The following is a 23,339-nucleotide window of genomic DNA, read 5'->3' as shown; positions in this document are numbered from 1 at the left end:
ATTCATTCGCTTAATTAACGTTATTTCTTTGCTTGAGGATTATATTCATCAATCGGGTGTGCTTGTACTTCCGCACCAAACGCATTGATTGCCTGCCATTGTGGGACATGACCGCTAAAATCTTGGCTCGCAATCCCAAGTCGCACCGCTTGATCCACAATAATTCTTGCTACATCAAAATGTTGCGATTGTGGATAACGATCAAGTTGCTCTCGTAATACCGCACTTAATTCTATCGGTTTCTGATCTTGATAATATTGGATCAATAAGCGCTGCATCGTTTCGGTAATTTGTTCATGCACCGTTTGTAGCGATTCAAATTCTAATTCTGCTGGCAATTCGCCTAACGCTTCTTCTTCACGCAATGCCAACTCTTCATCACGCAAATCAATTAAACGTTCGGCTTGCACGTGCCATAAATAGAATGGCGCCGCAAAATAATCCGTTATCGAACGGCGTAAACGTTGCGCAAATACCCGATTTTTATCCAAATCGATTGCCGTACGGATAAATTTATGCACATGGCGGTCATAGCTGATCCACAAGTCAATCGCTTGTTGCCCCCAGCTAATAATGCGATCTAATTTAAGTTGTAAACTAATAATAAGTTGCGCAACAAAATCTAATGATTGTCTACCGAGCAAACAATCTTGAATGCGTAATAACCCTGCTTGCAATTTATCGCCAGCCGCATTTAAAGTATCTTGCAGCTCGCGTAAATTCCCTGAGGTTTCATCTAATAATCGTTCACAACTAGAAATTGCCGCTTGCCAATCTTTACTCAATAATTCAGCAATTTCTTCTTTGGTATGCTGTTGACTTTCGTCCATAATGCGTTGCGATAAATCAATACTGTCAAAAATTTCTGCAACGGAATATTTTAATGGGGCAAAGACTTCTCGCCGCCAATAATAGTCATCACCATCATTTTCTGCGGCTTCAGCAGCACGTTGAATCTCATCTGCGACAATCGATAATTGCACAGAAAGGCGCAAAGCAGAAAATTCACGTTGACGGATATAATAATCAGAAATGCCGACCCCTAATGGCGTTAAACGGTAGATTGCTAAGCCTTCGGTAAATTCGCTACTAAAGCGATTAAGCAGACGCTGCTTGACCAGATCATTAATCGCATTATTCGCACGTTGAACTAAGGTATCTTCCGACTGCCCTAATGCTTTGGAAACATGACGGAAAAGATCGACTAAATCGCTCTCTTCCATCTCACCCGCAAAACGCTCACTATTAAACATCGTGATCGCCAGCAAAAAAGCTAAACGTTCTGTCGTAAGATTTAAATTAAACTCTCGCTCTTTTACCCACGAGATCATTTCAGGAATGGTTTGAGTTGATTCACTCATTATTAATTACCTAGATAACTGAGGTTTATTTTGATCAAATAATTCGCAAAAACAGGCGACATTCTAGCAAAAAAATAGTATTTCTCTAAAGGTTATTTAACAAGATCGCCTCATTTCTCGACGATAATCCGCCTATTCTCCCTATAACAAACAAATTTTTTGTCTCAATGCTGATTTCTCGCCCGCTCCGCAATAAATTTATTGCAAAAAAATCCAAAGTCCTTACCATAGCAAACCGATTTTTTAGCTGAAAAACTGATGATTCATTATGTCTTTAGAAAAAAAACAGATTTATAACCTCAACAAATTGCATAAACGTTTACGTCGTGAAGTCGGTAAAGCGATTGCCGATTTTAATATGATCGAAGAGGGCGATCGGGTTATGGTGTGTCTATCTGGCGGAAAAGATAGCTATACCCTATTAGATATTTTGCTCAACCTCAAACTCAACGCGCCAATCAATTTTGAGATTGTGGCAGTGAATCTTGATCAAAAACAACCAGGTTTTCCTGAAGAGGTGTTGCCAAATTACCTGTCGCAATTAGGCGTGGAATATAAAATTGTTGAAGAAAATACTTATGGCATTGTGAAAGAAAAAATTCCAGAGGGGAAAACCACCTGTTCGCTCTGCTCTCGTTTGCGTCGTGGGATTTTATATCGCACCGCCACAGAATTGGGCGCAACCAAAATTGCCCTTGGGCATCATCGTGATGACATGCTGGAAACTTTATTCCTGAATATGTTCTATGGCGGTAAAATGAAAAGTATGCCACCAAAATTAATCAGTGATGATGGCAAACAGATTGTGATTCGCCCACTAGCCTATTGCCGCGAAAAAGATATTGCACGTTACGCTGAAGCGAAACAGTTCCCGATTATTCCTTGCAACCTGTGTGGTTCTCAACCTAATTTACAACGCCAAGTGATCAAGGAGATGCTACAAGCTTGGGATCGCCAATACCCAGGTAGAATTGAAACAATGTTTAGTGCCTTGCAAAATGTCGTGCCATCACATTTATGTGATCCAAATTTATTTGATTTCCAAAATATTCGCCATGGCAGCACATTAGAAAATATTGAGGGTGATATTGCCTTTGATAAACCTGAGATTCCAACTGCGCCCGTGATGCACGATGAAGATAATGATTTCTTCGCAGAAACGCAGATTAGTTTTCGGGAAGTGAATTAATGAAATACTCAATAATGTAATATTCTTCTACCTAATAAATCTGGCAGGCAAAGGTTGGTTAATAATGGCTGCCAGATTGGGTTTTATATATTATTCGATAATCTTATTAAAATTTAATACAAGCCACATAATTTCCTGATTAACATTATTGAGCATTTGTAAAAATGAAGCATCTTCTGTTTGTTGTAATATAGTATTGTTTATCACTTTTGTTATACAAGATTCATTCAATTTATTTACCGTACTTTCAGCCACCTCATGACGTTTTTTTCCCTCAAAATCAAACGGCATGACCACTATCGCCAAACAAGGAATATTAAGGGATTTCAATTTATCCGCAATCGCAGGTGTAACAATAGAACCTGTCTGACCGCCACCGCCTGAAACAAGAATAACAAAATCACAAGTACCAACCATTTGTTGTAATTTCGTTTCCAACTTTTCTTCAGTTGAAATTTCATCTAATTTATCACTTAAATGCCAACGCATTTGAGCTTTACTTTTATTTAATACCTCTTTATTTCGATCGATAGCATAAAATAAATATTTATTACTGCCATTAGCAACAATAAACGCTTCATTATCAGCGTTCATCTGTATATTATCTATAATATAATTCAGTGCATTTAAACCACAGCCACCAATACCAAGGACACCGATTAATTGATTACTACGCATATTTACTCCTATAAGATAATTCATTTTAAATCTAGTTAACGAACAAATTTAATTTAAATATATTTTTATCTGTACTTTATGCACAAAATCAAAATACAAACCTAGTGTAGTGGATCTTTGAAAATAGTGTGCGACAGGTTGTGTCGGGCTGTAAAAAATTTTTTCTTCTTAAAAAAATAGCATTAATCCTGCTGAATTAATGCTATTTGCTGTTTTGAATCATGCTATTTTACCGTTTACAATCTTCGCGAATATTCCATTCTGAAATATCACCATTGAATCTTGATTCAACAAACATATCCGTCATATCAGTAACATTGCTCACATCCCATTGGGAAATATCGCCATTAAATTGTGATTCAATAAACATTATATTCATATCAGTTACCTGCCAAACATCCCATTGAGATATATCGCCATTAAATTGTGATTTAAAAAACATTCCAGACATATTGGTTACATTACTTACATCCCATTGCGAAATATCACTGTTAAATTGGGAATAAGCAAACATCCCCGACATATTCGTCGCATTACTTACATTCCACTGCGAAATATCCCCTGTAAATTGTGAATAAGTAAATATTCCAGACATATTAATTACATTACTTATATCCCAACTGGAAACATCACTATTAAAGCTAGAAAATGCAAACATTCCTGATATATCAGTAACATTACTCATATTCCACTGAGAGAGATCACCCTCAAATAGTGATTTTTTAAACATTTCTGACATATTAATAACATTACTTACATCCCATTGGGAAATATCATTATTAAATTGAGAACCATAAAACATCCCCGACATATTCGTTACTTGGCTCACGTCCCATTGAGAGATATCACCATTAAATTGAGAACCATAAAACATCACCAACATATTCGTTACATTTCTCACATCCCATTTGGAGATATCGCCCTTAAATTGTGAGGCATAAAACATTCCAGCCATATTGGTTACATGACTGACATTCCATTGGGAAATATCCCCATTAAATGATGAACAAGCAAACATCTTCGACATATTCTTTACGTTACTCACATCCCATTGGGAAATATCTCCATTAAATTGCAAGAGATCATCATTAAATTGAGAAGAGCGGAATACTCCAGACATATCCGTTACCTGACTCACATCAATATGATTTAAATCAGCGTTATTTCCCAATCGGGCTATTTCATCTTTCACAATTTGGTGAATGGTGTCATTGGTGGCAATAATCGTTGGTTGTTTGGTTTGATTAAACATCGCAATTCTCCTAGACAGTTTTTTAAATAAGATAAGTTGTAAATTGAATAAAAGTTCTAGCCTAGTGTAGTGGATCTTTGAAAATAGTGTGCGACAGGTTGTGTCGGGGAAGAAAAATTTTTCACTTTTATAAAAAAATAGCATTAATCCTGCTGAATTAATGCTATTTGCTGTTTTGAATCACGCTATTTTACCGCTTGCAATCTTTGCGGATTTTACATTTAAAAACATCGATTTTTAGTTTAGACAAATAAAACATCTCTCTCATATCAGTAACATTACTCACATCCCATTGAGATATATCGCCATTAAATTTCGAAATTCTAAACATCACTGACATATTGGTAACGTTACTCACATTCCATTGTGAAATATCGCCGTTAAATTGTGATCGCTCAAACATAAAGCTCATATTCCATACATTACTCACATTCCATTGCGAAATATCACCGTTAAATGGTGAAACATAAAACATCCCACTCATATCAGTAACGTTACTCACATTCCATTGCGAAATATCACTGTTAAATGCTGAAACACAAAACATCCCCTGCATATCTGTTACGTTACTCACATTCCATTGGGAAATATCGCCGTTAAATTCTGAGCGCTTAAACATAAAGCTCATATCCGTTACGTTACTCACATTCCATTGCGAAATATCACCGTTAAATTGTGATTCAGAAAACATTCTCTGCATATCCGTTACATTACTGACATTCCATTGGGAAATATCGCCGTTAAATTGTGATTCAGCAAACATAGCACTCATATTCGTTACGTTACTGACATTCCACTGCGAAATATCGCCATTAAATTGTGAGCCAGCAAACATAAAGCTCATATTCATTACACTACTGACATTCCATTGTGAAATATCGCCGTTAAATTGTGATTTAGCAAACATAGCTCTCATATTCGTTACGTTACTCACATTCCATTGCGAAATATCGCCGTTAAATTGTGATTTATAAAACATCCAAATCATATCCGTTACGTTACTCACATTCCAGCGTGAAATATCACCATTAAATTTAGAAGCATTAAACATCCCCTTCATATCCGTTACGTTACTCACATTCCATTGGGAAATATCACCGTTAAATTGTGAGTTAGCAAACATATTATACATATCCGTTACGTTACTCACATTCCATTGCGAAATATCGCCGTTAAATTCTGAGCCAGAAAACATACCCGACATATCCGTTACACTACTGACATTCCATTGGGAAATATCACCGTTAAATTGTGAGTTAGCAAACATCTTATACATATCCGTTACGTTACTCACATTCCATTGGGAAATATCGCCGTTAAATTCTGAGCCAGAAAACATACCCGACATATCCGTTACCTGACTCACATCAATATGATTTAAATCAGCGTTATCTCCCAATCGGGCTATTTCATCTTTCACAATTTGACGAATAGTTTCATCAGTTGCAATAATCGTTGGTTGTTTGGTTTGATTAAACATCGCAATTCCCCTAGACAGTTTTTTAAATAAGATAAGTTGTAAATTGAATAAAAGTTCAAACCTAGTGTAGTGGATCTTTGAAAATAGTGTGCGACAGGTTGTGTCGGGCTGTAAAAAATTTTTTCTTCATACAAAATCGCATTAATCTTTTGAATTAATGCGATTTTATTTCTGCACTTTAATACTTTGATTATTTATTCATAATAATGAATTGAACACTCATCTAATTCTTCTTTAGCAATTTTATAATTCTCAAGATCTTGCAGGGTAATATAAAACGCTATCGGATATTCCATTTCATTATCCTGATATAAAAATGAGCCGCCAACAATCTCGCCGACCGTTTTTGTTTCCGTTGTTCCGCCGATAACACAAGTATAGTAATAAGGTTTAACATGATACCCTTGTAACACTCGCACTATCTCTTGTTTGGTTTCTATTGTTTTACCTGTTATTGGTTCAACTAAGAAACCTTGTTTAATTTCATCGAGGCTAAAACTCTCCGCAAGATGATTAGCGAAATGTTTCCATTCTGGATTTTGCACCATATTATTTAGATGCCCACGATCGTGAAATGGAATAAAAATTGCTGCATTTGCATTTATTCCCGATAACGGACATAACGATATTAAAGCGATATTTAATAATGTTTTGAGTTTTTTCATGGGTTAAATTTCCATAATTTGTTTTTATGCAGAGGGAATTTCACCTAATAAACCATTCTTAACGTATTGAGAAACTTGTGCAATATTACTACTTGCATCTTTTAATAAGTTGCCTTGTTCATCAATAATTGGGGTATCAATGAGAGTTTTCATTGCTTGAACAACCTTAATATTTTTCATTACAACTTCTTTGGCATTATCATCATACATAGCATAATCACAACCTTGTGTTTCAAACACTTTTTGTAATTCTGCCAACTGACACTGACTTTGTGCATTTAATGTTGATAAAAGATCAATCATAGATTTCGCCACATTATCAATACCTTTCAATATAGAAATACCAGTATTAATGTCCTCACAATATTTACGTGCTTTAGCCAGATTACTGCGTGCATTTTCTAAATTCTGCTTAGCTTTATTGTCTATATAAAATCCAGCTATCACTAGACCTGTTCCTAGCGTTAAAGTACCTAAAACTAGGGTTCCTGCTGCAATACCACCACCGCCAGCCGCGATAGGACCTCCACCTAACCATGCAAGCGTTGCATTAGTCGCAGCAGCTCCATGAAGTGTACCAATCGCTGTACCTGTAGATGCTTTACCTAATAACATTACACCACTATACGCGCCATATGCAGTAAGCACTCCACCTGTCGCTCCACCAGCAACCCCCAATCCTGCAGATGTTATAAAATTAATTTGTTTTTGCAGCTCTTCTATCACAACATGACTAAACTCATTTACTGTCAACGCTGAATGTACTGGAGAAGATAAGTCAATATTTTTGATTTTTTGAAATTCTTGAATAAAAGGTTCAATATGATGCCGTAAACTATCCGCTTTTTTCTCTCCTAGTCCTGAAAGTGCTTGTTGTACAATCAATCTATTCTGTTCTAAATTATGTTCAGCAGCAGGAACGATATCTTTTATATACTTTTCTATCTCTTTCGCTTCTTTATTATTATTAAACGCTTTTACACCTTTATATACCCCTGTTGCTGCCATAATAGCTGGTCCAATTAAGCGACTGAGAACTTTTGAATTGATTACCATAATATTTACTTCTCCTTAAATGATAATTGGTTTATCTGATTGCATGGCTTCATCAAGTTCCGCCATATTATTAATAGTAAGTTTTTTGCCAAAAACTAACGCAAAATGATTCATTCCTGCACAATAATCATCTGCAGAAATCTCTTTTTGAGAAAAAAGATTTTGTAATATTGCTCGTTCTTCCTCTAATTGAGTTAATTTACTTGCAAATAAAGATTCAAGTGCAATACGGTATTGACGAGAAAGTTCTTTCGCTGCTTCACATTGCATTTCAATGATAATGCGATCTTCTTTTGCAGTGTTCGCATCGTTAAGGGCTTGCAGAAAACCATCATAAAATGTATTCACAATTATTCCGCCAACCATACTACCAATAACGCCACCTAAAACAGGAATTGGTATTAGACCTTGACCAACCACGGTAAATAATGAAGTAGATACTGCACCAACAGCGATATTCCCCACCTCCTGTATCAGTTCCAACTCATCAATTTCACCTTTGGTATAACAATAAATGGATTTACTACTCGCCATGCAGACATTCATAATCGCCCCAGGTAAACCTGTTTTAGCTACAACGCGCAAGGTAGCAGATGGCGATTGTTGCATTAATGATTTAACAGTTGAACCAACAAAAGCAGTACCATACCCCACACCAGCTGCTTTGAGTGTATCGGTTACACTATCTATCATCGCTTCTGAAAACGCTTTATCTCCTGAATGTACCGCAATCAAATTGGTAACGACAGAAATTGAGCCTCCAATAGCTGCACCAAGCTTTGCCCCCTCAATACCTGCTCGGTGAGCGACACTTATCATATCTTTAACTGTTTCTCTAGTAGGGTGAAGACGATACTGAATAGCTTGTTCGATTGTTAAACCTGAATCAGTGATTTTGTCATGCAACTTATCGTAATTATCTGCTTGTTTAAGAAGCTTATTTGCCTCCTCTTTATTTTTTTCAGCTAACCTTTTAGCCTGTTTCCGTAGTTTATCGGCTTGTTCGCGACAAATTTTTTTTGCTAACGCCACTTGTTCTGTTGGAACTTCTAATTTATCTACCTCCATATAACGCGATAGATCATTTTTGTTTCCAGAACCATCACCTCGTGCTATTTTTTTTAACAAATCTCCTAATTTATTTTCTCCAATAAATTTCATTTGTGAGGTGGATAATTCTTTGCCGTCTAAAAGTTCAATAATATCAACAGTATTATTATTAGAACCATAACCAGCTACATCTTCGCTACGTGCATAACGTTTGTGAGACTTTTTAATTATTTCTTCTGCATTTTTTTTCGCAACACTAACCACTTCAGCAGCAAACCCAGCTTGTTGCTTAATATTATTTTCGGCATACTCTGGATTAATTTTATATTCTGAAATTTGTATTAATCCTCGATTAAATACTTGTCCAGTCTGATTATCTACCCCTCTTAAGCCTTTAAGAAATTCTGCACCTGCATCACCATAGCGAGAGTTAACCTCGAATAATCCTCCAGCAATCGCTGTATTAATCACCGAAAGTTTATGTTTTTTCCCCATTTTGGCTTACTCCTTTTTCATCGTTTTATGACAATCCAGACATTCCTTTATACCAAAAGCTTCAATCCAATTATGATCTTCTCTACCTATTTTTTGACCACCACATCTAAAACAGCGCTCAACAATTCTACAGTTGCTATCTTTTCTTACTATTACATAATTATGGCGCTCTTCCTGTTCAACTTTTCCACAATACTCACAAAATCTTACTGCATTACATGAATCATACTTCGTATATTCCCATTCCGTATAAAAGTGTTTATATATAACAACATGTTCCCCACAATCTGGGCAATCCTTTTCTAATTTACATTCTGGTCCAGCGATAGCTGGTTTAAATTGTCCTGCATGCCAACCAGCACTACATTTTGCAGCAGTAGCAATCTCTTTAGCTGCCTTTCCGATAAATTTTGCTGATGTTGCCGTAGCTTCTACTGCTTTCATAGCTACTAATGTAGAATCTGGAAGAAGGGCATTCATTGTTACTTCCTTTCGTAATGTATCTAACTTTTTTTGTTCTTTATCTGTTAATTGATCTTCTTTTGCTTTTTTTGATAGTTTTGCAATTTTTTTTAATCGTGATCCCTGTGTTAACAATTTAAACATTTCCTGCTCCTTATTTTTCTTTAATCACTAGCTAATCTTAGCTAGTGATTAATATTATTTTTACTGATTGTTAGATTGATTCATTTGATATTGAAGTCGTAAAGCTGCAATACAAATAACTGCTGGCACAGTAACACGATAAGCAGGGCTAGCAATATCAAATAAAGTCCAAATGCCTGTCGCTACCCAACCAACTGGTCCAGTTGCAACAGCAAGCATTCGTGCTAATGTAGCATTCCCTCCAATAGTTAAGCCTCTTCCAATTAGCGCTTTCATTATTGTATTCACTAGCCATAATGATATTTGATAGGATTTAAAACCACCTGTTCTAAAAATAGTAATAAAAGTCGTTGTCATTACTTCAGGCGTTAAAGTTGCCGAATTTGGCACATCTAATTCCTTTAATAATGCTCTTAATTCTTCAGATGTCATTTTAGCTGTCATATCCTCAAATAATTTCATAAATAAATTTTGCTCAATTCGTTCAACAGAACTATCTTTATTAAAATTTACTTTTAGTTTATTTGCGACATCAATTAAAATTTCCCGATATAAAACACCTTTGCCTCCTCTAAATAATGAGACAATAGTATTCCCACCAAATAATTGAACTTCTTCCGCAATTTCTTGCCAATATTTACTATGTTGCGGATAATAATGTTTATATACATCAGATGTCGTTAATGTTTCTGTCCAACGAGAATCACCATCTTTATCCTTAGTAATAATATCCACTAATGGCTCTAATTCTGCATCAGTTAATTGACTTAAAAACTCCAAGTCTGTATCAAAGCGATATGCCATGTTTTACTCCTTATTTAATTGTTTAGGTTAATAATTAACTATTTATATTTTTTGCACGTTGCAGACGCAATGAAGCAATATAAATAACAGCTGGAATGATGACCCTATATGCAGGGGACGCTAAACTATTAGCCAGCCAACCTGCAGTAATTGCCCAACCCAATGGACCTAATATTGGATTAGCTGTTGGTACAGGTGGCATAAGAGCATATATAGGTGGGTAAGGGCGATAAATTGATGACATCAAAATCATTCTACTTACCTGATAACAAAGCGTTGCACTTGCCATTGTCTTCAAATAAGGTAATGATAAATCTAACTCAGGTAATAAAGCTTGTAACCCATTTGGAGATTTCTCATAAAAATCTTCAAAAAGTTTTATTAATAAATTCTGCTCAATTCTTTCCACAGAACTTTTTGGATTAAAATTTACTTTTAGTTTATTTGCCACATCAATTAAAAACTCCCGATATAAAACACCTTTGCCCCCTCTAAATAATGAAGCAATAGTATTCCCACCAAATAATTGAAGCTCGGCAGCAATTTCTTTCCAATATTTACTATGTTGCGGGTGATAATGTTTATAAACATCAGAGGAAGTTAACTCTTCTGTCAACCGAGAATCACCATCTTTATCCTTAGTGATAATCTCTACTAATGGACTTAATTCTTCATCAGTTAATTGCCCTAAGAATTCCAAGTCTTTATCAAAGCGATATGCCATATTTTTTCCTTATGTTTAATAAAAAATTAACCTTTATAAACCACTTCCACGCGTCCATTTGCTAAATCTCTAGCGATTTCATAATCTGGATTGCGGGTAATAAAATTATGGGCTGCAATAGAGGCTATCGATAACACGCCCCAAGCAGGATTTAATAAATACGATAACCCTAATACCATTCTATTTTTGGTATAAACGCGGCAGGTTAAATGGTGTTTTTCAATATAGTCTTCCAACCAATCGCTCACCTCCAACATTTCACTTATACCAACATCACAAACCACAAAGCTGCTTTTTAATGGAATAAGTTCTATTGCTGCGTTTTTATAATTATGAATACTCGTTAATATCATCTTCCCTCTCCGCTTTGGTTAATTAAGTAATCATTTAATTTTTCTAACATTCTTTTTTGTAATTCATTTGGGCTAACAATCGTTAAATGCGGAATCCAATATTGCACAATCGGTAAAATATCTAATTCATTCACCTCTTTGCAGGAGAGTAATAATTCCCCTGACTCTAATTTGTGTAATAATGTTTGATTCGGTAATAAATTACGGCGTAAAAAGAAATTGGCAGCAAAGTCTGATACTCGAATCACCACTTCAGGAAGTTGATTGCCATAAGAGAGGGAGTCATTCTGTTTTATTTCGTCAATAAATTTTTGGTTTGGAATATAGGTTTCTGTTAATACACGTAAATGACTGATTTGCGAGAAACAGAATGTTTTTTGTTTATGATTATCGAGTTGGTCGGTTGCAATTAAATACCAAATGCCATTTTTATTTGTTAGGGAATAAGGTGATACTTGATAAAATTTGGGGTGTGCTGAATGCACTTTTTTATATTTAAATGAAATATTTCTTCGTTGGTTAATCGCTTCTTTTAATTGCTCAAATTGTTCCGTTAGACCACTAATATTTTCATATTGTATGCCTTTAACTTGTACCGATTGGGTGAGTTTTTCTTGATAAAACGCTTTATCGACTGATGGGAATAAATCAGAAATGCTGGCAAAAAGTGCAAAACGTTGAATATCTTCTTCAGTTAAAACATCTATTTTGTTTTGGCTTAATTTATAAAAGCGAGGACCTTTTTCTTCCCAAGGAAGAAAGGCTAAGCGTTGGTTAATATCTCGTTGGATAGTTCTGCTGGAAACGCCGAACTCTTCTGCCAACTGGACAGAATCAATTCTCCCCCCCCCCCCTCATGGTTCAGGAGAGATAAAATAGCACTTAAGCGTTGTGCGAGCGGAATATGTTTTTTCATGGTATTTGTCGCTGTTGAATTAAAAATGTAGCGTTAGTTTACTCTAATTCATCAAAAACTGTGCGACAGGTTGTGTCGCCTAGCAAAAAAATTTTAATTTTTTATTAATCATCACTTTTTGCGACTAATGTGCTGATATTTTGCTTATTTCGCTTGATAAATCAATCGTTTTTTGCGCTCTGGGGGGGGGGATTTTTTTAAATTTTATGTAAAGCGTGAGGATTTCACGCTTTTTTTAGCAGAAAAATTTACTTCTCAGCAATAATCACTGCTCGTTTCGGGGCTGGATAGCCTTCAATGGTTTTGCTTAAATCTTGTGGGTCGAGAAAATCAATTAAACTTTCATTCTCTAACCACTCAGTTTTACGCTGTTCGGCTAATGAGGTTACTGCTACATCAACACAACGGATATTATTAAACCCTGTTTTACCAAGCCAATTTATTAACGCTGCAACAGAAGGAATAAAATAGACGTTTTTCATTTTTGCATAACGTTCACCTGGGACAAGAACAGTGTGTTCATCGCCATCAACAACTAAGGTTTCTAACACTAATTCACCGCCCTTTTTGAGCTGAACCTTCAGTTGTGAGAGATGATCCAATGGCGATTTGCGATGATATAACACGCCCATCGAAAACACCGTATCAAACGCGGCTAATGGCTGCATTTGCTCTATTCCTAATGGAATTAAATTCGCACGACGATCATTATTGAGCAATTTACGGACCGCCTCAAACTGGCAGAGGAATAATTCTGTTGGATCAATTCCTACCACCATTTTTGCACCCTCGCCAACCATGCGCCACATATGATAACCACTGCCACAGCCCACATCTAACACAAGGCGATCTTGTAATGGGGAAATATGCGGTAGCAGGCGATCCCATTTGAAATCAGAACGCCATTCACAATCAATATGCACGCCAAAGAGATGATAAGGTCCTTTGCGCCATGGCATGAGCTGTTTGAGGTGATGTACCATTCGCTGACGCTCACCATCAGTTAATGGTGTATGTAAACTTGCGGTAACACTATGTTGTAAATCAATCTGATCAGCAACACGTTCAGGGAGAAAATCCACCACCTTTGCCCATTTGGCATATTCACCATGGGCATTGGTTTGCCAGTATTTGAGCTGTGCTGGCAAGGTCTCTAGCCAGTCTGACAGCTCAGTAGTAGCAATTTGTTGAAAGAATGGTCGAAAATCAAACATAGCTTCGTACAATATTGCTTAGCAAATGACGTCTAATCCATTCATATATGGACGCAAGACGTCTGGAATAACAATCGTTCCATCGGCTTGTTGATAATTTTCCAATACAGCTACTAAGGTGCGCCCAACCGCTAAACCAGAACCGTTTAAGGTATGCACTAAACGAGGTTTTTTATCCCCTTTCACACGATAACGTGCCATCATGCGACGCGCTTGGAAATCCCACATATTTGAACAAGAAGAGATTTCACGATAGGTATTTTGTGCTGGTACCCACACCTCTAAATCATAGGTTTTGCATGAACCAAATCCCATATCCCCTGTACACAACAACACTTTACGATATGGTAAGCCTAGCAGTTGTAATACTTTTTCGGCGTGTCCAGTCAACTCTTCTAACGCTGCCATCGATTTTTCTGGTTCAACAATTTGCACTAATTCCACTTTATCAAATTGGTGCATACGGATAAGTCCGCGTGTATCACGTCCATAAGACCCTGCTTCAGAACGGAAACATGGGGTATGCGCAGTCATTTTTAATGGTAAATCGTCTGCCTCTAAAATTTCACCACGCACCATATTGGTTACAGGCACCTCCGCCGTTGGAATTAATGCGTAAGATTGCTCCCCCTCTAATGGCTTGGTATGGAATAGATCTTCGCCAAATTTTGGTAATTGCCCTGTCCCATAAAGGCTTTCATGATTGACTAAATAAGGTACATATGTTTCTAAATAGCCGTGTTGTTCGGTATGCAAATCCAACATAAATTGCGCTAAAGCACGGTGTAAACGCGCGATTTTGCCTTTTAACACCACAAATCTTGAGCCAGTTAATTTCACCGCTGTTGGGAAATCAATGCCGCCACTGAGTTCGCCTAAATCAACGTGATCTTTGATTGGGAAATCGTATTGTTTCGGTTCGCCCCAACGGAAAACTTCAAGGTTTTCACTATCATCTTTCCCGTGTGGTACTTCATCGGCAGGAATATTTGGAATGGTTAAGGCAATTTGTCTTAATTCTTCTTGAACCTGATCTAAAGCTACTTTCGCCTGTTCTAATTCAGATCCCATATTATCCACTTCAGCTAATAAGGGTTGAATATCTTCACCACGTGCTTTTGCTGCACCAATTAATTTTGAACGTGCATTGCGCTCTGCTTGTAAACTTTCGGTTTTAACTTGTAATACTTTACGTTGTTCTTCTAATTGCTCAATTTTTTGTACATCTAAGACAAAATTTCTTTTTTCTAGTAATTTTGCAGCCGTACCCGCTAAATCATTGCGTAATAGATTAGGATCAATCATCTTGGTTTCCTTTTTTGATTCTATGATTTATTGAAAGAAAAAAACGGCGTTATTCTAACACGGAAAAGCATTCTACTCGTGGAAAATTTATAGATTAAATGCATATTTCATCATCTCTTGCTCTTGCCTAGAAATACCCAAATTTGTTGCAAACTTTTGCCATTTATTTACAACAACCATCACTTCATCATAAATTTATTTGGCTTGGTTAGGCGTTAATTGAAAAAATTCAGCCACTTCAAAAGCTAATTGGAAATCTAGACTATTATTACTATCTGTAATATTGAGATGTAACCCTTGAGATAAGGGGCTGGGATTGAGATCATAAGCTGGTGATAACGCCCAACCTGAATTTTGATAGATAAATCCATGATTGCGTAAATGGTCGTCAGTATTTGATACCGCTATATTAAAAACAATTCTTCGCCATAATTGCATAAGATCTGCTTTAGCTTGAGAACCATTTTCTGTTATAAATTGCGCCATTTCTAAATAACTCGCTTCGTAATCGCCATCATAGTAACCTAATTGAGTTAAGGCTGACGTAAAATGGCGACGTTGTTCACCTACTCGATCAAACCTTTTCGTCAAAAAAGTATGATACGCCTGATTAAATTTTTCTATTCGACACGTTGCCATTTCAATGCCCGCCTGAATGGCTAAGCAATATACTAAATATTCCCATAACCCAACATTATACTCATCATATTTGCTAGGAAATTTCGCTATCCATAACTGTTTATTTTCATCAATTACGGAGGCTTTAGGTCTTGCGCCCCCTAAAGATGAACCAGGGGAAATTAACATATAAAGCCATTTTAAATAATCAGGATCATCAATATTGCTATTTTCTAGCTGAAAGGCGGCAAACTCTAATTCTTTTAAAGAGGAAATTGGTGGGGCGGCTAAATAATCGTTATTATCTAAAAATTCGCCATTCAGATCAGTTTTAAATCTTAATGCTCCCATACGATTCATATCATGCACACCTAACAGATAATCACTTTCTAACAACATTTTAGGTTTACGATTTTGTTGATTCGCTAACGCAATCTCTCGCCGTTTCATCAATAAACGTCCCCAACGATCAGGACAAGAATCAAGAAAAATTCGAAAATTTTGTGCATTTAAACTATATTGTTCGCCTGAATAAAGCTGAAGATCTGGATCAATCTGCTGTACAAAAGGTGATTTTAGCCAGTTATTATCATAACGAAAACGAAATGTTTCTTTTCCTCTCACCACATCAGAAGATAACATGCCAATTAATTCTGGCTTGCTAAAAGCTTCCCAGTCAGCAAATACATAAATATCTTTACTCATTTGATTTCCTTAATAGTGCAATATCTTGTAATTTGCGTCCTAGTTCATCATCTTTACCAACCTTGCTAAAATCTTGTTCTAATCCTAATACTCCTAGCACCATGACATAATAGCCAATAGCAACATTGGGATTACCTTGGATTATTTTACGGATTGTCATTCGACTCAGCCCCGTTCGTTCTGCAAGCAATGTTTGGGTAAATTTTCTACGTTTAATAGCAAGTTTGATATTTTCTCCAAGTTGAATCAAAACATTTTCATACTTAGGAAATAATTTAGGTGATTTTGTTTTGTTGAACATTATAACAACCATTTTTCATTTATTTTGGTCATTATAATGTTCAAAATAACTCTTTTCAACTCCCCGAAATTTTGGCAATCAGATCCATGACAAAGCCTAATCGCTGTTGGGTATCGCTAAAATCTTGGGTAAATCTAAATTTTAATGGACCATCAAAACGATAAACGTTTGGTTGTTGTTGAATCAGTCTTAAAAATAGCATTGGATCTAATTCTGTTTGTGGTGAAAATTCAATAAATCCCCCTGTTGCCATAGCTTCAATTTTTTGAATACCTAATGGTTTCGCTTGTAAACGTAACAAGGCAATCTCAAACAGATTTTTTGTTGCTTGTGGCAATAAACCGAAGCGATCGATTAACTCTACTTTTAACTCCGATAACTCTTCTTCATTTTTTGCCCCTGCAATCCGTTTATAGAAAGACAAACGTAAATTGACATCGCCCAAATAATCTTCTGGTAACAAGGCTGGAATACGTAAATCAATTTCCACTTGTGCCTGTGTCAACTCATCTAACGTTGGCTCTTTGCCTTCTTTTAAGGCTTGCATTGCATTCTCTAATAGTTCCATATACAACGAGAAACCAATGCTTTCAATTTGTCCGCTCTGTTCATCACCTAGCAACTCACCTGCTCCACGAATTTCTAAATCGTGCGTAGCTAACACAAATCCAGCCCCTAAATTATCCAAACTACTCAAAGCTTCTAACCGTTTACGTGCATCTTTGGTCATTAATTTTTCTGGTGGCGCTAAAAGATACGCATAGGCTTGATGGTGCGAACGTCCAACTCGTCCACGCAGTTGGTGTAATTGTGCTAAGCCGAAGTGATCGGCGCGCTCAATAATAATGGTATTAGCACTCGGAATATCGATACCAGTTTCAATAATGGTAGTACAAACCAGTACATTAAAACGTTGATGATAAAAATCGCTCATCACCCGTTCAAGCTCCCGCTCTCGCATTTGTCCATGTCCAATCCCAATGCGGGCTTCTGGCACAAATTCCGCTAATTTCTCGGCACAATTTTGAATGGTCTCTACATCGTTGTGCAAATAATAGACTTGCCCACCACGCAAAATTTCTCGCAAAATGGCTTCACGAATAATACGTTCATCGTGTTGGCGCACAAAAGTCTTAATCACCAAGCGGCGAGCTGGTGGTGTTGAAATAATGGAGAGATCACGAATACCATTCATCGCCATATTTAAAGTACGAGGGATTGGCGTGGCAGTTAACGTTAAAATATCAATATTGCTCCGCAGTTGTTTAATTTTCTCTTTTTGGCGCACGCCAAAGCGATGTTCTTCATCAATGATTAATAAACCAAGATCATGGAAATCAACATCACCCTGTAACAATTTGTGTGTACCAATTAAAATATCGACTTTTCCCTCTTGCACTAAGGTCAAAATATTTTTCTGTTCTTTCGTGGTTTTAAAACGGGATAACACTTCCACATTCACGGGTAAATTAGCAAACCGATCACGGAAATTATCATAATGTTGCTGTGCTAAAAGCGTGGTAGGAACTAATACCGCCACCTGCTTTTGGTTCATTACCGCTAAAAAAGCAGCGCGCATAGCGACTTCAGTTTTTCCAAATCCAACATCACCACAAACTAAACGATCCATTGGTTTAGCTTGGCACATATCGCTAATTACTGCATTAATTGCCATTTGCTGATCATAGGTTTCCTCAAATGGGAACGTGGCAACAAATTGTTGAAACTCTTCTCGATCATATTGAAAGGCAAAACCAGGGCGAGATTCACGTTTCGCATAGACATCTAATAATTCTGCCGCTACATCACGAATTTTTTCGGCTGCTTTTTGCCGTGATTTAATCCACGCCTCACTGCCTAATTTATGTAATGGAGCATTCTCTTCCCCACCACCCACATAGCGGCTAATTAAATGTAATGAGGAAACAGGCACATATAATTTGGCATCATCGGCATAACGTAATACCAAATATTCCGCGATCATGCCGCCTGTTTCTAATGTAGTTAACCCATCATAACGCCCCACACCGTGCTCTAAATGCACCACAGGCTGCCCGATTTTTAACTCGGCTAAATTACGAATTAACGCATCTGGGTTTACATTTTTCTGTTGCTGGCGTTGACGTGTTTGCACTTTCTCGCCGAGAAGATCCGTTTCGCAAATAAAGGCAAATTGCGCTTCGGCAATAAACCCTTTTTCCATTGATCCAATCATTAAACTAAAGCGTTGTTGCTTCGCTTCTGCCAATGCAGTAATTGCTGTTGGTTTAATTTTTAATGGTTTTAAGAGTGAAAGTAAGGTTTCTCGTCTTCCCTCACTTTCAACGGAAAACACGATTGGCTCGTTTATGCTTTCAATAAATTGACGTAATAGTTTTAATGGCTCTTTTTGTTGCGCATTAATGGTTAATTCTGGTAAGGCACGCACCGCTAAATTTTGATTGCGAGCTTGCTCTGCTAATGATTTTTCGCACAGCGTAATACGAGGATAATCTTTTAGATATTGGTTCAAATTTTCGATACGCAACCATAATGCACTTGGCGGTAATAGTGGGCGCATTGGATCGACTTTTTGATTTTCATAGCGTAATGTCGCATCACGGAAAAAGTTTTCACCACTTTGCTGAATATTTTCATCAGTAATAAATAAGGTATTAATTGGCACATAATCAAAGAATGTTGCCATTTGACTAAAAAAGAGTGGCTGCCAATATTCAATCCCCGCAAATAAAGTCCCTTTACTGATTTGTTGATAAATATGTTCTGGATCACGACGAATCTCGCCAAAGGTTTCACGAAAATTACTTCGAAAAAATTCAATCCCTTTTTCATCAATCGGAAATTCGTGTGCTGGTAATAAATTGATCTGCTGAATCTGTTCGATTGTCCGTTGAGTATCGACATCAAAAGTGCGGATAGAATCAATTTCATCATCAAAAAAATCTAAACGATAAGGTAAGCTACTCCCCATTGGATAGAGATCCAGTAACGCACCACGCACGGAATACTCACCATGTTCATACACTTGATCTACCGCGCGATACCCAGCCTTATTGAGCTGCAAACGCAACTGTTCTAAATCACATTGTTGCCCTTGTTTAATTAACAATACGTTTTGTGCTAAATAATCAGGTGGGCAAACTCGTTGCATTAAAGTACTAATCGGCAAAATAAAGATGCCTTGTTTTACTTGTTGTAAATGAAATAAGGTACTTAAACGAGTAGAAATAATCTCTTGATGTGGCGAAAACGTATCATAAGGCAGCGTTTCCCAGTCAGAAAAAATCGCAGCGGAGAGGGAAAATTGCGCGAGACTTTCGGCTAAATGATTGGCTTGCCGCATATCTGAGGTAACCACAACAGTTACCCCTTGATGTTGCTGTGCTAACTCTGCGATTGCTAGAACACGACTATCTGCAATAGCATTGCCTAAATATTTATGATCGTTCGCTTTTTTTGCCAAATTTAGATTGAAAAAGTGCATAGTTTTTATGTTGTTGTTTAGGGTTCTATTACGGGTAAAATTTCTTTTTTCTTATTTTTCGTGCAAGCTAACTTTTGTTTTCTTTATAAATTAGTGCGAGCACGCCCTAGTGCCTTGCTATTTATTTAAAGGTAATTCGCCAACAATTATGAATGTGTGGGTTACGTTGGAAATCAAGTGGCAACGTTTGTGCAGAAATATTTTCCGCCTGTAACCCGAGCTGTTCTAATCCTGTTAAATCCATTTTAAAACCGCGTTTATTATTCGAGAAAATCACCACACCATTTCGGCGTAATAATTTACTTAATTTCTGTAATAAAGTGAGGTGATCTCGCTGTACGTCCCAACTATTTTCCATTCGTTTCGAGTTGGAGAATGTCGGTGGATCAACAAAAATTAAATCATATTGCCCTTTCGCATTATCCAACCACTGCAAACAATCAGCTTGGATCAATTTATGTTGCTTACCTTTTATCTCATTCAAAATAAAATTTTGTTCTGCCCAGTTTAGATAAGTATTTGACATATCGACAGTTGTTGTTGACTTTGCGCCACCTAAAATTGCGTGTACCGTACAAGAACCTGTGTAAGCAAACAGATTGAGGAAATCTTTACCTTTCGCTAATTCTCCTACCATTTTGCGGGTTAAGCGGTGATCTAAAAATAGCCCCGTATCTAAATAATCGGTCAAATTGACCCACAATTTTGCCCCATATTCTTGCACAAAAAAGTAATCGCCTTTATTGGCTAGTTTTTCGTATTGGTTTGCACCTTTTTGTTTTTGGCGTACTTTTAACACTAACTTATCGGTTGCCACGCCAGTAACATTTAATGTTGCGGTTACGGCATCAAGTAAGCGTTGGCGAGCCTTTTGTGGATCGATATTTTTTGGTGCAGCATATTCTTGTACCACAATATGATCAGCATAACGATCAACAGCAAGATTATATTCGGGTAAATCAGCATCATATAGACGATATGCCTCTAGCCCTTGTTGAACCGCCCATTTTTCAATTTTCTTGATATTTTTGCTTAAGCGATTTGCAAAATCTGGTGCGACGACACCTTGTGTTTTAAATTGTAACGCTGCTTCATCTTCGCTGGAGGCTGGATTATCTGTTTGTACTGCACTAATCAGATAATTTTTCTGTATACAATCTAAAGGTCCATTTTTGGCTTTAAATTGACGAGCAGAACGTAAACGCAAACAATCTAATAGACTGATTTCACTACTAAAAATAGAAGCCTGCCAATCAGGGAAAGATTGTTTTAAGCGTCTGCCAAATACAGAATATAACGCAATCAGGGTTGGCGTTGCACCTAACCGTTCACCATAAGGTGGGTTACACACCACCGTTCCCACCTCATCAGTCGGTGGTGTTAGTGTCGCAATATCTGCTGCGGTAAACTGGATTAAATGCCCAACGCCTGCATTTTCAGCATTTTGTCTCGCTTTTTCTAACACACGATGATCACGATCCAAGCCAAAAAAATGGGCTGTACACGCTTTTTTACCTTGTTCTGCCTGTGCTAAGGCTTGTTCTTTAATCGTCAACCACACCTGTTGTTGATGTTTTTTCCAACGATTAAATCCCCAATGTAAACGCTGTAATTGTGGCGCAATTTGTGCTTCCATTTGTGCCGCTTCAATCAATAATGTCCCCGAACCACACATTGGATCGACTAATGGCGTTCCCTGTTTCCAGCCAGAACGAATAATGATTGCCGCCGCTAATGTTTCTCGCAATGGCGCTGCCCCAGTATCACTACGATAACCTCGCATATGTAGTGCTTCACCGCTTAAATCGAGCGAAACATTTAACGTATCACGATTGAGATAGACATTTATCCGCATATCAGGATACTCTTTGTCCACTTGCGGACGAGGATTGCCCTGACGAGTAAAGTAATCCACAATCCCATCTTTCACCCGCATTGCGCCATATTGTGTATGGCGAATAGCATCATTTGTACCGCTAAAATCCACGACAAAACTATCCTCCGCAGAGAAATGTTGTTGCCAAGCAAAACTGACGACTGCTGAATATAAATCGGCATCATCATAAACTTTACTGGTAAAAAGTGGATATAAAATACGAGAACTTAAACGACTCCATAATAAGGTACGATAAAGGGTTTCATCATCGGCGGCATAGTGAACACCTCCTTGCACCACTTTACATTGGCTCGCTCCTAACTTTTCCAATTCTGTTTTTAATAATTCTTCAAAACCACGTGCTGTGGTGGCAAATAGTTGATTCATCTTCGTTTTCTTCTTGAGTCAAAATTGTCGCCGATTATAACAAATTAGCTTGCCGATTTTTGCAATAATTTTTCCACTACTCGTGCCGCAGCAAAAAAACCAAAGGTCGCGGTTACCATCGTTGCAGCCCCAAAACCATTACTACAATTCATCGTTGCCGATGTTGAGCATTCCCCTGACATTTTTGGGAAAATGAGTGGCTGGGTCGAAAAGACACAATCAATACCAAATTTACGTTGTGGATTATCAGTAAAACCATATTGTTTGCGTAACAAATAGCGCACTTTTGCCGCTAATGGGTCTTGAATAGTTTTACTCAAATCTTTAATTTGAATTTGACTTGGAGCGGTTTGTCCGCCCGCGCCACCCGTGGTAATCACTTTAATTTTATTACGCTTACAAAATGCTAATAATGCTGCTTTTACTTTCACACTATCAATCGCATCGACCACATAATCGTAACCGCGTAACAAATAATCGGCGAGATTTTCTGTTGTCAAAAAATCATCAATAATCTCAACCTGTGCTTCTGGATTAATACTCAAAACACGTTGTTGCATCACTTCTGTTTTTAGTGCGCCAATATTTTCTGTAACCGCATGAATTTGGCGATTGACATTCGTTACACAAATATCGTCCATATCAATTAAGGTTAATTTACCAACCCCTGAGCGTGCCAATGCTTCAACCACCCAAGAACCTACGCCACCAATGCCAATCACACAAACGTGTGTTTTGCGTAAACGTTGTAAAGCCTCTTCACCATACAAACGTCCAATTCCAGCAAAACGTTGTGCAAAATTATCTACTCGAGCCATTG

At 37.2% G+C, this 23,339-nt stretch carries 20 protein-coding genes; 1 reads left to right on the top strand and 19 read right to left on the bottom strand.

Annotation, left to right across the window (positions count from 1 at the left end; all coding sequences use genetic code 11):
* Nucleotides 1–20: 20 nt before the first annotated feature.
* Nucleotides 21–1,361: a chromosome partition protein MukF gene (gene mukF, locus ACFFHK_RS01735; RefSeq protein WP_382368362.1), complete on the bottom strand. Its 1,341-nt coding sequence runs from the start codon at nucleotides 1,359–1,361 to the stop codon at nucleotides 21–23.
* A 268-nt stretch (nucleotides 1,362–1,629) separates the two neighbouring features.
* Here mukF and ttcA point away from each other — a divergent pair, with 268 nt between their 5' ends.
* The gene (gene ttcA / locus ACFFHK_RS01730; RefSeq protein WP_382368359.1) at nucleotides 1,630–2,550 is read left to right on the top strand and encodes a tRNA 2-thiocytidine(32) synthetase TtcA; all 921 of its coding nucleotides are present in this window, start codon (nucleotides 1,630–1,632) and stop codon (nucleotides 2,548–2,550) included.
* A gap of 90 nt (nucleotides 2,551–2,640) precedes the next feature.
* Here the strand turns inward: ttcA and ACFFHK_RS01725 are convergent, their stop codons facing one another.
* From ACFFHK_RS01725 to tcdA, 18 genes are all read right to left on the bottom strand, one after another.
* Entirely contained in the window at nucleotides 2,641–3,228 is a 588-nt protein-coding gene (locus tag ACFFHK_RS01725) for an FtsZ/tubulin family protein (protein ID WP_382368356.1), read from the bottom strand.
* Nucleotides 3,229–3,457: 229 nt separating this feature from the next.
* Nucleotides 3,458–4,480, bottom strand: a complete 1,023-nt coding sequence (locus ACFFHK_RS01720; RefSeq protein WP_382368353.1) for a BspA family leucine-rich repeat surface protein — start codon at nucleotides 4,478–4,480, stop codon at nucleotides 3,458–3,460.
* Between the two features lie 190 nt (nucleotides 4,481–4,670).
* Nucleotides 4,671–5,960 carry a BspA family leucine-rich repeat surface protein gene (locus ACFFHK_RS01715; RefSeq protein WP_382368350.1) on the bottom strand — a complete coding sequence of 430 codons (1,290 nt, stop codon included), beginning with the start codon at nucleotides 5,958–5,960 and terminating at the stop codon, nucleotides 4,671–4,673.
* Nucleotides 5,961–6,154: 194 nt separating this feature from the next.
* Nucleotides 6,155–6,625 carry a hypothetical protein gene (locus ACFFHK_RS01710; protein ID WP_382368347.1) on the bottom strand — a complete coding sequence of 157 codons (471 nt, stop codon included), beginning with the start codon at nucleotides 6,623–6,625 and terminating at the stop codon, nucleotides 6,155–6,157.
* A 24-nt stretch (nucleotides 6,626–6,649) separates the two neighbouring features.
* The gene (locus ACFFHK_RS01705) at nucleotides 6,650–7,681 is read right to left on the bottom strand and encodes a hypothetical protein (RefSeq protein ID WP_382368344.1); all 1,032 of its coding nucleotides are present in this window, start codon (nucleotides 7,679–7,681) and stop codon (nucleotides 6,650–6,652) included.
* Between the two features lie 15 nt (nucleotides 7,682–7,696).
* Nucleotides 7,697–9,226, bottom strand: coding sequence for a hypothetical protein (locus ACFFHK_RS01700; protein WP_382368341.1), 1,530 nt, complete (start codon nucleotides 9,224–9,226; stop codon nucleotides 7,697–7,699).
* 6 nt (nucleotides 9,227–9,232) lie between these two features.
* Nucleotides 9,233–9,832 (bottom strand): DUF896 domain-containing protein, encoded by a 600-nt coding sequence (locus tag ACFFHK_RS01695; RefSeq protein WP_382368339.1) that lies wholly within the window; start codon nucleotides 9,830–9,832, stop codon nucleotides 9,233–9,235.
* Nucleotides 9,833–9,892: 60 nt separating this feature from the next.
* Nucleotides 9,893–10,636, bottom strand: coding sequence for a YaaW family protein (locus ACFFHK_RS01690; protein ID WP_382368336.1), 744 nt, complete (start codon nucleotides 10,634–10,636; stop codon nucleotides 9,893–9,895).
* Nucleotides 10,637–10,670: 34 nt separating this feature from the next.
* Nucleotides 10,671–11,360, bottom strand: a complete 690-nt coding sequence (locus ACFFHK_RS01685; RefSeq protein WP_382368333.1) for a YaaW family protein — start codon at nucleotides 11,358–11,360, stop codon at nucleotides 10,671–10,673.
* 26 nt (nucleotides 11,361–11,386) lie between these two features.
* Entirely contained in the window at nucleotides 11,387–11,713 is a 327-nt protein-coding gene (locus ACFFHK_RS01680) for a hypothetical protein (protein WP_382368330.1), read from the bottom strand.
* Nucleotides 11,710–12,537 carry a helix-turn-helix transcriptional regulator gene (locus ACFFHK_RS01675; RefSeq protein ID WP_382368327.1) on the bottom strand — a complete coding sequence of 276 codons (828 nt, stop codon included), beginning with the start codon at nucleotides 12,535–12,537 and terminating at the stop codon, nucleotides 11,710–11,712. The genes ACFFHK_RS01680 and ACFFHK_RS01675 overlap by 4 nt, the downstream gene beginning before the upstream one ends.
* Nucleotides 12,538–12,877: 340 nt before the next feature.
* The gene (gene cmoB / locus ACFFHK_RS01670) at nucleotides 12,878–13,843 is read right to left on the bottom strand and encodes a tRNA 5-methoxyuridine(34)/uridine 5-oxyacetic acid(34) synthase CmoB (protein ID WP_382368324.1); all 966 of its coding nucleotides are present in this window, start codon (nucleotides 13,841–13,843) and stop codon (nucleotides 12,878–12,880) included.
* Nucleotides 13,844–13,861: 18 nt separating this feature from the next.
* Nucleotides 13,862–15,148 (bottom strand): serine--tRNA ligase, encoded by a 1,287-nt coding sequence (gene serS, locus ACFFHK_RS01665; RefSeq protein WP_382368321.1) that lies wholly within the window; start codon nucleotides 15,146–15,148, stop codon nucleotides 13,862–13,864.
* A gap of 195 nt (nucleotides 15,149–15,343) precedes the next feature.
* Nucleotides 15,344–16,471, bottom strand: a complete 1,128-nt coding sequence (locus ACFFHK_RS01660) for a type II toxin-antitoxin system HipA family toxin (RefSeq protein WP_382368318.1) — start codon at nucleotides 16,469–16,471, stop codon at nucleotides 15,344–15,346.
* Entirely contained in the window at nucleotides 16,464–16,772 is a 309-nt protein-coding gene (locus tag ACFFHK_RS01655; protein WP_382368315.1) for a helix-turn-helix domain-containing protein, read from the bottom strand. Before ACFFHK_RS01655 ends, ACFFHK_RS01660 begins: the two co-directional genes overlap by 8 nt.
* Nucleotides 16,773–16,827: 55 nt before the next feature.
* Entirely contained in the window at nucleotides 16,828–20,256 is a 3,429-nt protein-coding gene (gene mfd, locus ACFFHK_RS01650; protein WP_382368312.1) for a transcription-repair coupling factor, read from the bottom strand.
* Nucleotides 20,257–20,377: 121 nt separating this feature from the next.
* Complete coding sequence (gene rlmKL, locus ACFFHK_RS01645; RefSeq protein ID WP_382368310.1) at nucleotides 20,378–22,519, bottom strand: bifunctional 23S rRNA (guanine(2069)-N(7))-methyltransferase RlmK/23S rRNA (guanine(2445)-N(2))-methyltransferase RlmL; 2,142 nt, start codon at nucleotides 22,517–22,519, stop codon at nucleotides 20,378–20,380.
* A 44-nt stretch (nucleotides 22,520–22,563) separates the two neighbouring features.
* Nucleotides 22,564–23,337, bottom strand: a complete 774-nt coding sequence (tcdA, locus tag ACFFHK_RS01640; protein ID WP_382368308.1) for a tRNA cyclic N6-threonylcarbamoyladenosine(37) synthase TcdA — start codon at nucleotides 23,335–23,337, stop codon at nucleotides 22,564–22,566.
* Nucleotides 23,338–23,339 lie beyond the last annotated feature (2 nt).

It is taken from the genome of Gallibacterium trehalosifermentans, assembly GCF_042433055.1.
In the GTDB taxonomy this organism is placed as follows: domain Bacteria; phylum Pseudomonadota; class Gammaproteobacteria; order Enterobacterales; family Pasteurellaceae; genus Gallibacterium; species Gallibacterium trehalosifermentans.
Note: the sequence above shows the minus strand (reverse complement) of the source record. Positions and strands in the feature narration are given on the sequence as shown.

Coding starts and splice junctions, on each gene's coding strand:
- mukF (WP_382368362.1), bottom strand. CDS start 1,361: ATGAGTGAATCAACTCAAACCATTCCTGAAATGATCTCGTGGGTAAAA.
- ttcA (WP_382368359.1), top strand. CDS start 1,630: ATGTCTTTAGAAAAAAAACAGATTTATAACCTCAACAAATTGCATAAA.
- ACFFHK_RS01725 (WP_382368356.1), bottom strand. CDS start 3,228: ATGCGTAGTAATCAATTAATCGGTGTCCTTGGTATTGGTGGCTGTGGT.
- ACFFHK_RS01720 (WP_382368353.1), bottom strand. CDS start 4,480: ATGTTTAATCAAACCAAACAACCAACGATTATTGCCACCAATGACACC.
- ACFFHK_RS01715 (WP_382368350.1), bottom strand. CDS start 5,960: ATGTTTAATCAAACCAAACAACCAACGATTATTGCAACTGATGAAACT.
- ACFFHK_RS01710 (WP_382368347.1), bottom strand. CDS start 6,625: ATGAAAAAACTCAAAACATTATTAAATATCGCTTTAATATCGTTATGT.
- ACFFHK_RS01705 (WP_382368344.1), bottom strand. CDS start 7,681: ATGGTAATCAATTCAAAAGTTCTCAGTCGCTTAATTGGACCAGCTATT.
- ACFFHK_RS01700 (WP_382368341.1), bottom strand. CDS start 9,226: ATGGGGAAAAAACATAAACTTTCGGTGATTAATACAGCGATTGCTGGA.
- ACFFHK_RS01695 (WP_382368339.1), bottom strand. CDS start 9,832: ATGTTTAAATTGTTAACACAGGGATCACGATTAAAAAAAATTGCAAAA.
- ACFFHK_RS01690 (WP_382368336.1), bottom strand. CDS start 10,636: ATGGCATATCGCTTTGATACAGACTTGGAGTTTTTAAGTCAATTAACT.
- ACFFHK_RS01685 (WP_382368333.1), bottom strand. CDS start 11,360: ATGGCATATCGCTTTGATAAAGACTTGGAATTCTTAGGGCAATTAACT.
- ACFFHK_RS01680 (WP_382368330.1), bottom strand. CDS start 11,713: ATGATATTAACGAGTATTCATAATTATAAAAACGCAGCAATAGAACTT.
- cmoB (WP_382368324.1), bottom strand. CDS start 13,843: ATGTTTGATTTTCGACCATTCTTTCAACAAATTGCTACTACTGAGCTG.
- serS (WP_382368321.1), bottom strand. CDS start 15,148: ATGATTGATCCTAATCTATTACGCAATGATTTAGCGGGTACGGCTGCA.
- ACFFHK_RS01660 (WP_382368318.1), bottom strand. CDS start 16,471: ATGAGTAAAGATATTTATGTATTTGCTGACTGGGAAGCTTTTAGCAAG.
- ACFFHK_RS01655 (WP_382368315.1), bottom strand. CDS start 16,772: ATGTTCAACAAAACAAAATCACCTAAATTATTTCCTAAGTATGAAAAT.
- mfd (WP_382368312.1), bottom strand. CDS start 20,256: ATGCACTTTTTCAATCTAAATTTGGCAAAAAAAGCGAACGATCATAAA.
- rlmKL (WP_382368310.1), bottom strand. CDS start 22,519: ATGAATCAACTATTTGCCACCACAGCACGTGGTTTTGAAGAATTATTA.
- tcdA (WP_382368308.1), bottom strand. CDS start 23,337: ATGGCTCGAGTAGATAATTTTGCACAACGTTTTGCTGGAATTGGACGT.